This is a genomic window from Lederbergia sp. B243.17, from assembly GCF_057657925.1.
On sequence record NZ_JBWBKF010000079.1, the window covers coordinates 115,047 to 129,330 of the forward strand.

Consider the following 14,284-nt stretch of genomic DNA (forward strand, 5'->3'; position numbering starts at 1 on the left):
TCCTACTTTATCTTCTCTCCAGGCAGCTCCTGCAGCTGCTTGACTGCTACCGGAAGGCCGGTTTCAAGAGATTCCTTTGCAGCCATTGCGATGCGCTGTGCCATGATTCCGTCTTCAAACTTGCATGTACACTCTGTATTCGAATCGATAGCCGAGAAGAAATCCCCTACCTCCTGCTTGTAAGCCTCATTGTATCTCTCAAGAAAGAAGTGAAGCGGCTTCTCTCCAATCCCTCCATCCTTCGTCAAGATGGAGACTGTAGAACCGGTTTCATTTTCCGCACTCGCTGAGCCATTGGAGCCGAAAGCCTCCAGTCTCTGGTCATACCCGTACACAGCCTGCCTGCTGTTATCAATTACACCCATCGTGCCGTTGGCAAAGGTGAGAAGAATAATAGCCGTGTCGATATCGCCAACTTGTTCAAGCGCCGGATTTACAAGAGCAGCTCCCCGCACGTACACTTCCGTCACCTCTGATCCGGTAATATAACGTGCCATGTCAAAGTCATGGATGGACATGTCAGCAAAAATTCCGCCCGAACGAACGACATATTCCAATGGAGGCGGCTCCGGATCGCGAGAGGTGATTTTCAGGATATGGAGATCACCAATCTGCTTTGTGCCGACCAGTTCTTTCACCTTCCTGAAGTTCCGGTCAAATCTTCGGTTAAACCCTAGCTGGAACTTTACACCTGTTTCTTTTACCACCTGATAAGCATCGATTGTCTCTTGATCAGAAAAACTGATCGGCTTCTCACAAAAAATATGTTTTCCTGCTCTTGCCGCTTCCTTAATGATGGTCGCATGCGTGTCAGTTGGCGAGCAGATGAACACCGCGTCAATCTCCGGATCTTTTAAAATGTCCTGATAATCCGCAGTCAAACTTTCAGCGCCGGATGATAAAAACCACTCTTGCAATCCATCGACCATCATGTCGGAGACCGTCTTAAGCCTTACATTACTCATATGCTTCATATTTTCAATATGAAGTTTTCCAATTCTGCCAGCTCCGATGACACCTACTGTTATTTGCTTGCTCATTGCACACCTCTCCTTTGTATTGAATGTTTATATAGCAATCCCCAGTGGTGAAAACAAGATATACATGCCGAGCATCGCGATGATCACCAGGGCAGAAACCCATTTCCGATGTTTCCATGGTGTCAAATCTACCTTATTGATGTTTTCTTCAAATTCAAAAGCCTTATCCAGCGGTTTCCATCTACCGATCAGCCACATGACGAGCACATCAGCCAGGAATAGGAAACCTAATACGTAAAGATAATGGATATCTGCCAATAATATTTTTGACAAACCATAGATGACGATATGGAAGACAAACGTAACCTTTGCCGCTAAAGGGGTAACATATTTCGAGTAAAAACCAAGCAGCACAAGAGCCAATAGTGGCATACTGTATACACCGTTAAATTCCTGAACGACAGCGTAAAGTCCTGCCGGCGCAAAGGAAATCAGCGGAGCTATGAGCACTGAAATGATTCCCACGATAATCGTTACCAGTTTGCCGGCTCTCGCCACTTGAGAATCTGTCGCATCCTTTTTGATAATCGGCTTATAAAAATCCAGTGTAAATAAGGTTGCCGTCGCATTCAGAGCGCCGACGAACGAACTTAAAATTGCTCCAAAAATTACAGCCCCGAATATTCCATAAGCCCACTCAGGCAGCACAGCCGTCACAAGCGATGGATAGGCATCATCTGCGACCGACAAAGTGTCGCCGAACATATTGAAGGCCAGTATACCAGGAAAAACAAGAAAAAGAGCACCGAATATTTTAAAGAATCCGACATATAGGGCGCCTTTCTGCCCCTCTTTAAGGCTTTTGCCCGCAAGTGTCTTTTGAACAATCATTTGATTGGTACACCAGAAGAACAAGTTATTGAACAACATGCCCATGAAAAGAGTCGGCCAAGGAACAATATCAGAATCGACAGCACCGATTGAATTTAAGAGATGAGGCGTATTGTCTTTAACAGATTCCAACCCGCTCAGAAAATTACCGCTTCCAAGAAAGATCAGCCCCAAAATAGGAATGGAAAGTCCGCCGATGAGAAGGCCAACTCCATAAATCGTATCACTGACTGCACTAAGACTCAGTCCGCCAACGAGCAGGTACAATAATCCGACGACCCCGATGGCCCCTGCAATCAGTCCAACAGCCACCAATGGATCGACATTCAGCAGCTTATCCAAATGAAAGATCTTATTGAAGACAAGCGCGCCTGAATAAAGAACGACCGGCAAGAAAGACGTCATGTATGTAAAGATGAACAGCCCCGATACAACTCTTTTCGTTGTTGTATCGTAACGGATTTCGATAAAGTCTGATACCGTATTGACGCCGTATTTTAAATACTTCGGAAGAAAAACAAGCGCTAAAAACACACAGGCTAAGGCAGCGGTTACCTCCCAGGCCATTACCTCCATACCGCCTCGGTAACTTTGACCGTTTTGCCCGACAATCTGTTCAGTCGAGAGGTTGGTCATAATAATTGTTCCGGCAATCGTAATGCCCGTCAAACTCCTGCCGCCGAGAAAAAATCCTTCTGAACTGTTATTATCAACTTTCCGGCTTTTTCTGTATGCATAAAAGCCGATGGCTACGATAATCAAGGTAAACAAAACTACAGTCAAGATCCCCATGCTGCTCACTCCATCTTTATGTTTTAACACCGATCTCCATTATTGGATGTAAGACCGGCTCCCTTTTAGGCTTCTATAGTGCTATCAATATAGTTTTTAGCCTTTACAGCATATTCAAATGGATTGGCGATTGCCGGGTCCTGTTCTGCCTCTACGACAACCCAGCCTTTGTAACCACTATCCTTAACCGCTTTCATAATTGGGCGGAAATCAATCATTCCATCCCCTGGTACAGTGAAAGCACCCTGTTTAACTGCATTCAGGAAACTTATCTTATCTGTTTTCACCTTTTCGGCTACTTCTTTACGGACATCCTTGACGTGCACATGCTTGATTCTCGACTTGTGCTTTTCGTAGACCTCCAGTGGGTTTTCTCCTGAAAACACAAGATGGCCTGTATCAAATAATAGGGAAACTTTTTCAGGATCTGTATTTTCCATCAAACGGTTGATTTCCTCAGTCGTTTGGACGCCGGTTCCCATGTGGTGATGGTAGACGATCGCCATCCCTTTCTCTGCTGCAAGCTCACCCAGCTTTTCCAGGCCGTTTGTCAATCGGTCCCACTCTTCATCAGAGAAAATCGGCTTGGCATCAAATAGCGGAGTATCCATTTGCCCTTGGATGCTTCGTCCCTGTTCAGACACGACAATGACTTTGGCTCCCATTGCCTTCAAAAAGTCACGGTGCTTTTTGAAGGCCTGTGCTGTTTCCTCAAATGGCTTCGTTGTTAAAAATGAGCTGAACCATGCGCTGGCAACCTGCAAATTTCTGATCTCCAGGTATCTTTTCAGCACTTCTGGATCCTTTGGATACTTATTTCCGATCTCCGTTCCGGTATAGCCCGCCAATGCCATTTCGCTGATACATTGCTCAAAGGTATTCTCACTGCCCAATTCAGGCATATCATCGTTTGTCCAGGCGATAGGTGCGCAGGCAAACATTAGTGATTCATTTGTTTTCATTTTCCTTCCCCCTGTTCCTCTATGAAGGCCAGACCGCTCGAAGGCGGCCTCCCTTCCTCAGATAAGTGCCGGCCTCTGCTTAATGTAAGAATGCCCCGGTTCCCTACAAATCTATTTTTTTGCTCAATCTACTTCGACAATTCCGTTGCTTTCTACTGACTGTTGGCATGCGATCGCCACTTTGGTGCTTTGCAGGCCATCAAACGCACAAACCTCCGGCTGACGTTTTTGACGGATACACGCGACAAACTCTTTCAATTCATTGATGAATGCATCCTTGAACCGTTCCGGAAAATGCTGCGAAGTCGGCCGTACGATCCCGTTTTCATCAAAAATCGTGACAAGGTTCTTCTCAGGGGCTGCCGCAATCCTGAGCATCCCTTTTGTGCCAATCAATTCTGTTTCGACATGGTAACCGTGAAGCGCATTCCGGCCAGCGACGAGGATGGCCATCGAGTTGTCTTCCATCTGCATCATTGCTGCCCCTGTCTCAAGTTCATTCACTTTGTCCAATTCAGGGTAGGCGGCATTTTTGCCCATCGCCCATACACGGCGCACTTCCTTCTTTGTAAACCATCTTACTAAGTCGATATCATGGATGGACATATCGAGGAACAGTCCGCCGCTATTGCTTGCTCCTGCAAACTTTACGAAGCTTTCAAGGCCAGAACTAGGATCGATTCCATAACAGCGGATTAAGGTAAGCTCACCCAGTTTTCCTTCATCAACAAGCTGCTTGGCGTATTGGTATGAATCATCGTATCTTCTCATAAAGCCCAGCTGGAAAACTTGATCAGGATGTTCTTCGATGATTTCAATTGTCTTTTCAATATCTTCCACTTCAAGGCCAATTGGCTTTTCACTGAACACATGCAGACCTTTGCGAATAGCCGAGCGGATCTGTTCCGTATGAAAACCAGAAGGAGAGACAATGCAGACCGCATCGATGTTAGGGCTTTCAATCATCTCTTCAAAAGTGCTGTACGTTCCCTTTACTCCAAGCGCTTCTCTGGCAAATTCCAATTCTGCTTCGACAATGCTGCAAGCTGCCTGCAAAACCGCCCCTGAGACATTATTTGCAATGTTTTCTGCGTGGATTCTTCCCAATCTACCTAAACCGACAATTCCAATTCTGACCTGTTCCATGTCTTTACCTCCAAAAATGCAGATAGCAAAATATAATCAACAAATAACAAATTATTCAATGCTCCGCTGTATGTAATCTTATATTTTATGATTTTAACAATGTTTTTATAATATGTTGGTTAACTCTTGATGATATTTATGATTATATAATATAACGTAAAGCGTTTTCAGTCAATGCCTTTGTTCCGCATTTTTATCAAACATATGAAAATAAGGAAGGAGATGGATCATCTTTTGGATTCAAGTCCATCTCCTTCTGGATACCTTTTATGCTTCTCTCGCTGCTTTACCGCTGGAACCAAATTCCCGAATCTTTTCTTTAACGGTCTCTTTTACTGCAAGCTTGCCGGGTGTTAATATCGTCCGTGGATCATACAGCCCTTCATCGTTTGCCAATACCTTCCTTACAGCCTTTGTCCATGCTTGGAGACATTCTGTATTTACGTTGATCTTCACATGCCCCAGCTTGATCGCTTTTTGAATTTGATGATCAGGGATGCCCGAACCGCCATGCAACACGAGCGGCACATTGGTCAATTCAGAGATTGTCTGCATTTCCTCAAAGCCAAGCTTCGGCTCTCCCTGATATGGTCCATGGACAGAGCCCAGTGCAGCCGCCAGGGCATCTATCTTCGTTGCCTCAACTAGTCGACGGCATTCTTGGGGATCCGCATATTGGATGCCGCCGATTAACCCATCCTCGTTGCCTCCGACCATTCCTACTTCTGCCTCGACAGAGACCTGTTTTGGATGGGCATACTCGACCACTTCTTTTGTCATTTTAATATTTTCTTCAATTGAGGAATGGGATCCATCAATCATGACAGACGTATAACCTGCATCCACTGCTTCCTTGCATCGCTCTACACTCATTCCATGATCAAGGTGCAAAGCTACGGGCACAGTAATGTTTTTTACCTCTATGATTCTGCGAATCATCAATGAGATTGTGGTAAATCCGCCCAGATAATCGACGAGCCGATCCGAGGAAGCAACAATGACAGGTGCCTTTTCTTCTTCCGCCGCCTCCAATATGGCTTCAGCCCATTGGAAACTGTTAATGTTAAATTGGCCGACGGCATACTTTTCCTCTTTCGCTTTCTCCAGCATATCCTTCATAGACACTAACATTATGGTTCACCTCTCTTGCATGTATATTTACGATTTAATAAAGGGAGGGGGAGGATGCGCCGTTGCAGCACCCTCATCCTCCCTCTGAAATCATCCATTTTAGTACTGTTTCGCCCGGCCTCTCATTTCCTTAATGCCTTCGTATGCTTTCATTACCTTTTCATTGTTGGATACTTCGGCGATACCGACATTCCACCAACTCTCGTAGCCTTCTGTCATCGTTTTCGGCAACACTTTGATCTCGATTAACGTGGAGACCGTTTGATTCTTGGCATCTTCAAGTGCACGCTTCAATTCTTCAACTGTTTTGACACGATAGGTTTTAGCGCCATACCCTTCTGCCACCTTCGCATAGTTTATGTTCAAAATTTCATTGCTGTCGTTTCGGAATTCTGTAAAGTAGGTGCCGCCTCCATTACCCATCTGCAGGTTATTGATGCAGCCAAATCCAGAGTTGTCAAAAAGAAGAATATTAATTTTTTTATTGTATTGGATTGCTGTGACGAGCTCTGTGTGCAGCATTAAGAAACTGCCGTCGCCGACAAGTGAATAAACTTCCTGGTCAGGGGCGGCTAATTTCGCTCCCAATGCTCCAGCGATTTCATACCCCATGCAGGAGTATCCGTATTCAACGTTATACGTATTCGGCTTAGACGGATTCCAAATGCGCTGAACATCCCCAGGCAAGGAGCCGGATGCTGCAACAATAATGGCTTCCTCGTCAATCGCTTCATTAATAGCCAGTAAAGCCGTCGTCTGTGCAAAGTTTGTATCAAGAACATCTGCATATTCATTCAATACTTCCTGAGTAAAGTGCCCTTTCACTTCTGGTTCAAAGTTTTGCCGGCTGAACACGACTTGGCCCAATCGGGAGCGCTCCGCATTCCATTCATCCTTCAATTCGATGATCCGCTCTTCAAAATCAGACTTGTACCCTTCCAGGCGAGGTGCAATCAATTCCAGTGCTGCCTTTGCATCAGCCACAACTTGAAATGCATCGAGTTTATAAGCCTGCATGCGGCTTACATTAATATTCAAAAACTTGGCACTTTCAAAGTTGAAGGCCGATTTGGATGAAGTAGCGAAATCGGTGTATCTCGTGCCGATGCCGATGACCAAATCCGCTTCACGGGCAGCTTTATTGGCAGACATCGTGCCTGTTACTCCTACTCCGCCGAGATTATTTTTGAAAGAGGATTCGACTGTCGATTTTCCTGCCTGTGTTTCCACAAGCGGAATCGCATGCGTCTCGGAAATCTTGATAAGAATATCCCGTGCCTCGGAGTATTTTGCTCCGCCTCCTACCAGGATTAATGGCTTTTTGCTTGCTTTAATCAATTCGACTGCTCCGGCGATCTCACGTTCTACCGGAATGCTCCTGTCCAGATAATGGACACGCTTCTGAAAGAATGATTCATCGTAATCATATGCTTCCCCTTCCACATCCTGGGCAAGGGAAATCGTGACAGGTCCTGCTGTCACAGGGTTCGTCAGCACTTCAAACGCACGGATCAGGCTGGACATGAGCTGCTCAGGACGAGTGATCCTGTCCCAATACCTTGATAATGGCTGGAGTGCATCGTTTGTCGTTACACTTGCGCTATATTCCTGTTCAACCTGTTGCAGTACCGGGTCAGGCTGTCTCGAAGCGAAAGTATCTCCCGGCAGAAACAAGACTGGAATATTGTTTGCAAGTGCAGTGCCTGCAGCAGTCACAAGATTGGCAGATCCTGGTCCCACTGAGGTCGTGACCGCATAAATTTTCTGCCTCAGCATTTGTTTGCTATAAGAAATAGCCGCTTGTGCCATTCCCTGCTCGTTTTTCCCCTGGAAAACTTTCAGTCGGTCAGCCTCTTGTTCGAGTGCCTGGCCAATCCCCAATACATTTCCATGCCCAAATATCGTAAAGATTCCCTCAACAAAAGGATGTTCCTTCCCGTCAACTGACAGGTACTGCTGATTAAGAAATCGGATCAATGCCTGTGCAGTGGTCAACCGTACTTTACCCATTGCTCATCACCTCTAAAGAAATGGTTTCTTTTATGAACGTTCGGAAATTAGATTCTTTATATCCTCTTCAACTGGCATAGCCTCTGAGGAGCTATGCTTACTGACAACAATAGCTGCTGATGCGCTGCCGTATTTCAGTGCAGTTTCCACATCCTTCCCGCGGATAATCGCAAAGAGGAAGGCTGCTGCATAGGAGTCGCCTGCACCGAAGGTTTTCAATACTTTGGTTTTATAAGCGTGACCCTTAAAGGTCACTCCGGATTTCGCATAGGCGAACGATCCATCGACCCCGTGCTTAATGACAATCAGTTCAGGAGAATGGGCGAACAACTGGCGGATCGTTTTCTCATTCTCGCCGCCTTCAATGTTTTCCATCACATCAAATTCATCACGCGTACCGATCACCACATCAGCCTGCCGGGCCACGAGCGTATAATATACAGCCGTTTCTTCAGCTGACTGCCAAGTATATGGGCGGTAATCCAGTTCGAACACCACTTTTACGCCGTTTTTCTTTGCTAATTGGATAGACTTTAAGACTGCTTCTCTTGAAGGGCTCTGAGCAAGACCTGTCCCGGAAACAAGCAGAATCTTAGCTCGTTTAATATACTCTTCATCGACCTCATCCGGCTGCAAATATAAGTCGGCAACCTGGTCGCGGTACATCAGGATGCTGCATTCTTCCGGACTCTTGATTTCTGTAAAAGCCAATCCTGTCTTATGGCCATCTTTATCGGTTACCATATTGGACGTGTCAACCCCGGCTTCACGCATGTATGTCTCAATAAAACGCCCATGCTGATCATCTGCGAGTTTTCCGATGAATCCGGACTTTAACCCGAGCTTTGCCGCACCAATCGCAATATTAGCAGGCGAACCGCCGACGTATTTTTTAAAAGTCATCGTCTCTTCCATCGGCCGGTTGTATTCTACAGCATTCAGATCGATGCATGCCCGGCCAATGGCAATAATATCGAATTCCCGTTCATCGTTAAATGAAAGTTTCATTCTTCAAGTCATCCTCTCTATTCGCGGTCCAATATCCATTCATGCGCGGGCTCGTTGTGGAATTTCCATGTCCGTTTCGGACCCGCCATTACATTCAAATAGTAAGAATCGTAACCGTCAGGAACAGCAACCGGGTGATAGCCGGCAGGCACGAGCACGACATCCCGGTTCTCAACAGCCATCGTTTCATCAAGCGAGCGATCGTCGGTGTACACGCGTTGGAAAACGAATCCTTGACGCGGATTCATTTCATGGTAATAGCTTTCCTCAAGGAAGGATTCTTCAGGTAAATTGTCCTGATCATGCTTATGCGGCGGGTAGCTTGACCAGTTTCCGCTATCCGTATAAACTTCGACAACCAAGAGGCTGTTCGCAGACGGATCAGAATCTGGCAGAATGTTATGGACGAGCCGTTGATTATTGTATTTTCCGCGGTTTTCAATGCCGTTGTTTTCCGCTCTGATCAGTTTTGTCGGCAATTGGTTTTCAGAAGGAGAGTAGCAGAGGGCCAGTGTAGTTTTCGTAACGGCTTCCACTTTGAATGTCCGGTCATTCGAAATATAGACGCTATCTGTCGGCTTTTTCTCAAAAACACTTTCTCTGGTGCCTAAGTTCTCAAAAGTCTTTTCTCCATCGCTGATTGTTGCCCTCCCTGTCATGACAACAACACATACTTCCTGATTTCCGAGGGTCTCTGTATAGACTGCACCGAGTTCCAAGTCGATCATTTTAAACCCGACATATTCCAATCCTGAATTTTCAGCTGTCACTTCGTGGATAAGCTTGACCCCTTGGGCTTTTTCCTTTTGCTGCGGTTTGCGGAGCAATTTACTCATTCCTTGCATCCTCCCTGCCTCTGGATTTTCTGTTATTAAAATGAGAGCTATTATCCCGCGACAGACGTAGGATAATAGCTTTTGAGATTACTCAAATGATGGTGCTTTATAGTTCGCTGTAACAACTTTTTTACGTGTATAGAACTCAACGCCGTCTTTTCCATTTGCCGGCAAAGTGCCGAAGAAAGAAGATTTCCAGCCTGAGAATGGGAAGAATGCCATCGGGGCAGGCACGCCCAAGTTGATTCCCAGCATTCCGGCATCGATGTTTTCACGGAAATATCGGATTGCGGATGCATTTGATGTGTAAATGCAGGCGCCATTGGCAAATTCAGATGCATTCGCTGTCTCGACAGCCTCTTTCAAGTTTTTCACCCGTACAACAGACAGAACGGGAGCGAAAATCTCATCTTTCCAAATCGTCATGTCTGTCGTCACACCGTCAAACACAGTAGGTCCGACAAAATAACCATCTTCCGATACCCTTTCACGTCCATCGCAGACAAGCTTGGCGCCTTCTTCAACCCCACGTTCAATATAGTTCAAGGTGCGGTTCAAGTTTTCCTCGCGGATGACCGGTCCAAGGAATACACCGTCATCAAGGCCATTGCCCATCTTAACATTTTTCGCTTCTTCTACAAGCTTGGCAATAAATTCGTCTGCAATGCCTTCCTCAACTGCAACGACAGAGCAAGCCATGCATCTTTCACCAGCAGAACCGAATGCAGAAGCGATAACATTAGAAGTCGAGAGCTCAAGGTCAGCATCATTGAGGATAATCGAATGGTTCTTCGCACCTGTTAAGGCTTGAACGCGCTTCAGGTTCTCGCTGCCGCGCTTGTAAACGTACTCCCCGACCGGCTTGGAACCGACGAACGAGATCGCTTTCACTTTAGGATGATCCAACAGCCCGTTTACGACGTCATGCGCTCCATGTACGACGTTGAATACGCCATTTGGCAAGCCTGCTTCTTGAAGAAGCTCTGCCAATTTTTCCGTCAGCAGCGGCGTTCTTTCGGATGGCTTAAGTACGAAAGTATTTCCGACTGCAATGGCGATTGGGAACATCCAGCATGGGACCATCATCGGGAAGTTGAATGGCGTAATTCCGCCCACTACCCCGATCGGATAACGGTAGTTCGCGATTTCCACGTCTTTTGCAATCGTTGAGAGGGAGTCGCCCATCATTAAGGTCGGAGCCCCAGCCGCAAACTCAACGTTTTCGATTCCGCGGCCCACTTCACCAAGCGCCTCGGTCATATTTTTTCCATTTTCGATTGTGATCAGGCGGGCTAGTTCTTCCTTATTTTTTTGCAAGAGCTGCTGATAGTTAAAAAGAATCCGTGCGCGTTTTTGTACAGGAACGTTTTTCCACTCATCAAATGTCTTTGCTGCCACCTCAACCGCATGGTCTAAATCCTCTTTTGTAGAAAGGGGAACTTGTGCAATGACTTCTTTGGTCGCTGGATTGTAGACATCCTCATATTTCGCCGCTTTGCTCTCAATCCATTCCCCGTTAATATAATTTCGTAGTTTTCTAGCCTCTGCCATCATCTATTTCCTCCCTTATTAGGACTGTTTTTGTTATGTTTTGGTTATGTTTTGGTTACCTATGTTTAAACTATAAAACTAAAAACGCTTTCAGTCAAGGTTTTTATCTAAAAACCTATTCATTTTCAAGTTCAGAATTTCAGAAATTAAGAAACACGAGGCTTGGTGATAAGCCCCGTGTTTTGATAAATGATATGAAAAAACCGGCTGAGCCCTGATTCGGCCAGCCGATTTAAGTTGCCAATCTACTACTGAACTTCCCCAACTCTCCTAGCCTGACCTTCGTGCAGCTTTTTCATGGCAAACCGCGCAATCGGCTGAGCGAGCAGCAATTCAATCCAAAAAGCGATGCCAAAGTTTCTTGGCCATATATGAAGGAAATTGAGGAACGGTTCCATGCTGATTTCTTTTGTGCCGAGCCATGTACCAATAATGGAAAGCAAAAGGGAGAGCACTGTCACATTCAATAGAATAGTCAATAACACTCTTGCATTAAAGCCCTCCTTCTGCCCTGTGTACCTCGGCATCAACCTGCCGACAAGCGGGCCTGCCACCAGCCTGACCGCCAATACGACGATCACCCACATTATAGGCAGCAGCTTTAATGTTTCTAGGTACGCTTCCCTGCTGAACCCCCGTTCGAGTCCAATAACAAGAGGAGCGATTGTATTGACCGATATGATCGAAACGATTAGTAAAAATAGAATCCCTTCTTTTCCGTTCCTCGGCAGTCTTGTCTCTTCATACATGTCCGTCATCTCCAAAAAGTAAATTTCAGATGGCAGACGTATCATGCGACATATATTTTTGGCCACACTGAACGGCCAATATCTCCACACACTGATGGCACTATTTTATCTGGTGCTGGTGACAACTGCAAGCCACCATGGAGCAGATTCCTTGATTAGGGTAAATCAATCTCAAATCCCTCATAAACGTTTGTTTTCGGATATTTTTGGGTTTTGATCGTCAGCCCTTTGCCTGATCCAACTGCAAACTCCTGCTTGAAATGATTTCCTTCAATCCGTTCCGCAAGTGGTGTTTTCTCCAGCATCAAATTTTTCCCCTTGCCATCTTCCAGCCAGATCATGTTTCTCGACATTCTATCATCTACTATCTCATCTGTTTGCAGAGTATAGTAAAGGACAATCTTATCTTTCTTATAAACAGCTTTTGTCACGAGAACATCGCCGAATTCCCCTTGGTTCAAGCTCAAAGGAAAATTCTGTTCTTCCAGCGGCACTGAAACCTCTTTCCAGCCTGTCTCCTCAACAGGAACCGTATAAGGAATCACTCTTATCTTTTTGCTGTTTTCTTTCAGAGGGGAATACAAATAGTTCAGTTTACTCAATTCCTGTCCATCCTTTGTTTCCCCCATGCCGCTTCCCGTGACCGTGTTAAGCACATTCCCCTTATCATCCAGCACATAAAAATATAACGAATATGGATCAAATGCTTCGTTTTTCTCATCCTTAGTCACAGTGACATTCAAGTCTGTCCCCGCCGGACCGAGTTTCAATGAATCGACAGTGATTTCCGCTCCTTCGACTACGTTCGTCTGCTCAGGCCGGATGACTGTGACTTTGTTCGATTGCTTGACTGGAAACTTAAATTCCCATCTGCCAGGAATGAGACCGACAGCATCAATCCGCATGCTCAATTCAAATTCCTCCGGGAGTTCTTCCGTCGGAGTAATATCCATCGTCCCTTTATATTTCTGCGGTGTGACAAAATCCCCTGAAGAACCGGAACTGAAATTGATTTCCTTCCCATTCACTTCGATGGTTGGACGTTCGAGGTCGCCAATCGCAAAGATGGACTCTTGCGTGTATCCGAAGGTCAGACGTGTGCCGTCATAGAAAATTTCATTCATCGTCAATGTGATTCCACTATCCTTCGATGATTGATCGATGACTTGGGTAAGTCCCTTTTCTCCTGCAATCCTCAATCCTTCATCGGCGGAATCATTGAAAAACGTTCCGACAATCGGAATACCGGATGCAATTTTGGCCATGGCAGGTGAAAAGTTGGCTGAGCCGATGAACAGGGCCAATCCCGCTGCCGTTGCACCGAATGTATACAATATTGCTTTCGTTTTTGACCGTTTCTTTCGTCCTCCCTTGATTGTATCGTTAATGACCGAATCAAGCGCATCCATCGGGACTGGAATCTTATCTAACTCTTTTTTCAAGTCCGGCCACTCCTTATTCATTTACACAATCCTCCCTTAACTTTTCTCTCAGCAGATTGATGCCGCGATGTATATTCGTTTTTACCGTGCCTTCCGGACATTGAATCATCTCAGCAATCTGTTTGATCGTATAGTCGTTGTAAAATCGGAGTATCAAGACGGTTTTATATTTCTCATCCAGCTCCATCACCGCCTGAAGCAAATCATGGTCTGTTTCGTTGGGCCGGTATGCTTCCACCTTTCCTTCTAAAAACTCCTTTTCCATCGGGATCACTTTTTTCTTCTTTTTCAAAAAATCGATCGCAGTATTTATCAAAATTCTCGATAGCCATGTGGAAAAATACCGTTCGTCTTTTAAGCTTTTTATTGAAACAAAGGCCTTATATACGGTCTCCTGGAAAACCTCAAGCGCATCCGTCTCATTTTTCATATAGACATAGGCTATTTTGTACAACTTTATCTTTTCTTCTTCTATCAGCTCTTGAAAAGCTTTTGAATTCCCCTTCTTCGCTCGCTTCACTTTCTTGCTATCCGCCAATCGATTGCCCTCCCTTCTTATCCGTTAGACAGAACAGCAATCCAAAACGTTTCAAATTTGCAAATTTCCTATCCAGAACGATCAAAAAAAAAAAGAGAATGGCCCATTAAAGTGGTACCTATGTCAAGGACACAATAAAAAAAGAGATTAAGCAGTTTGAAGATGATTCCTATATTGAATAGGGGTCATCTTTTTTAAATTCCACTGATAACGATAATTATTATAATAGACCATATAATGGTTAATCT

Annotated in this window: 13 protein-coding genes; all 13 read right to left on the minus strand. The window is 45.3% G+C overall.

Annotated features, from left to right (window positions below):
* Window positions 1-2: 2 nt before the first annotated feature.
* Window positions 3-1,040 (minus strand): inositol 2-dehydrogenase, encoded by a 1,038-nt coding sequence (gene iolG, locus AC0TWI_RS15470; protein WP_488127233.1) that lies wholly within the window; start codon window positions 1,038-1,040, stop codon window positions 3-5.
* A 27-nt stretch (window positions 1,041-1,067) separates the two neighbouring features.
* Entirely contained in the window at window positions 1,068-2,663 is a 1,596-nt protein-coding gene (locus AC0TWI_RS15475; protein WP_488127234.1) for a solute:sodium symporter family transporter, read from the minus strand.
* Window positions 2,664-2,728: 65 nt separating this feature from the next.
* Window positions 2,729-3,625, minus strand: coding sequence for a myo-inosose-2 dehydratase (gene iolE, locus AC0TWI_RS15480; RefSeq protein ID WP_488127235.1), 897 nt, complete (start codon window positions 3,623-3,625; stop codon window positions 2,729-2,731).
* Window positions 3,626-3,748: 123 nt separating this feature from the next.
* The gene (iolG, locus tag AC0TWI_RS15485) at window positions 3,749-4,771 is read right to left on the minus strand and encodes an inositol 2-dehydrogenase (protein WP_488127236.1); all 1,023 of its coding nucleotides are present in this window, start codon (window positions 4,769-4,771) and stop codon (window positions 3,749-3,751) included.
* 267 nt (window positions 4,772-5,038) lie between these two features.
* Window positions 5,039-5,905 carry a class II fructose-1,6-bisphosphate aldolase gene (gene fba / locus AC0TWI_RS15490; RefSeq protein WP_488127248.1) on the minus strand — a complete coding sequence of 289 codons (867 nt, stop codon included), beginning with the start codon at window positions 5,903-5,905 and terminating at the stop codon, window positions 5,039-5,041.
* Between the two features lie 96 nt (window positions 5,906-6,001).
* Window positions 6,002-7,912 carry a 3D-(3,5/4)-trihydroxycyclohexane-1,2-dione acylhydrolase (decyclizing) gene (gene iolD, locus AC0TWI_RS15495; protein ID WP_488127237.1) on the minus strand — a complete coding sequence of 637 codons (1,911 nt, stop codon included), beginning with the start codon at window positions 7,910-7,912 and terminating at the stop codon, window positions 6,002-6,004.
* Window positions 7,913-7,942: 30 nt separating this feature from the next.
* Window positions 7,943-8,920 (minus strand): 5-dehydro-2-deoxygluconokinase, encoded by a 978-nt coding sequence (gene iolC / locus AC0TWI_RS15500; RefSeq protein WP_488127238.1) that lies wholly within the window; start codon window positions 8,918-8,920, stop codon window positions 7,943-7,945.
* 17 nt (window positions 8,921-8,937) lie between these two features.
* Window positions 8,938-9,756 (minus strand): 5-deoxy-glucuronate isomerase, encoded by an 819-nt coding sequence (iolB, locus tag AC0TWI_RS15505; protein WP_488127239.1) that lies wholly within the window; start codon window positions 9,754-9,756, stop codon window positions 8,938-8,940.
* An 87-nt stretch (window positions 9,757-9,843) separates the two neighbouring features.
* On the minus strand, window positions 9,844-11,307 hold the full coding sequence (locus AC0TWI_RS15510; protein ID WP_488127240.1) for a CoA-acylating methylmalonate-semialdehyde dehydrogenase: 1,464 nt from the start codon (window positions 11,305-11,307) through the stop codon (window positions 9,844-9,846).
* Window positions 11,308-11,555: 248 nt separating this feature from the next.
* The gene (locus AC0TWI_RS15515) at window positions 11,556-12,056 is read right to left on the minus strand and encodes a DUF2798 domain-containing protein (RefSeq protein WP_488127241.1); all 501 of its coding nucleotides are present in this window, start codon (window positions 12,054-12,056) and stop codon (window positions 11,556-11,558) included.
* A gap of 155 nt (window positions 12,057-12,211) precedes the next feature.
* Window positions 12,212-13,519 carry a DUF4179 domain-containing protein gene (locus tag AC0TWI_RS15520; protein WP_488127242.1) on the minus strand — a complete coding sequence of 436 codons (1,308 nt, stop codon included), beginning with the start codon at window positions 13,517-13,519 and terminating at the stop codon, window positions 12,212-12,214.
* Window positions 13,512-14,036 carry a sigma-70 family RNA polymerase sigma factor gene (locus AC0TWI_RS15525; protein ID WP_488127243.1) on the minus strand — a complete coding sequence of 175 codons (525 nt, stop codon included), beginning with the start codon at window positions 14,034-14,036 and terminating at the stop codon, window positions 13,512-13,514. The genes AC0TWI_RS15520 and AC0TWI_RS15525 overlap by 8 nt, the downstream gene beginning before the upstream one ends.
* A 147-nt stretch (window positions 14,037-14,183) precedes the next feature.
* A partial coding sequence (locus AC0TWI_RS15530; protein WP_488124311.1) for an IS3 family transposase occupies window positions 14,184-14,284 on the minus strand: 101 nt, incomplete at its 5' end.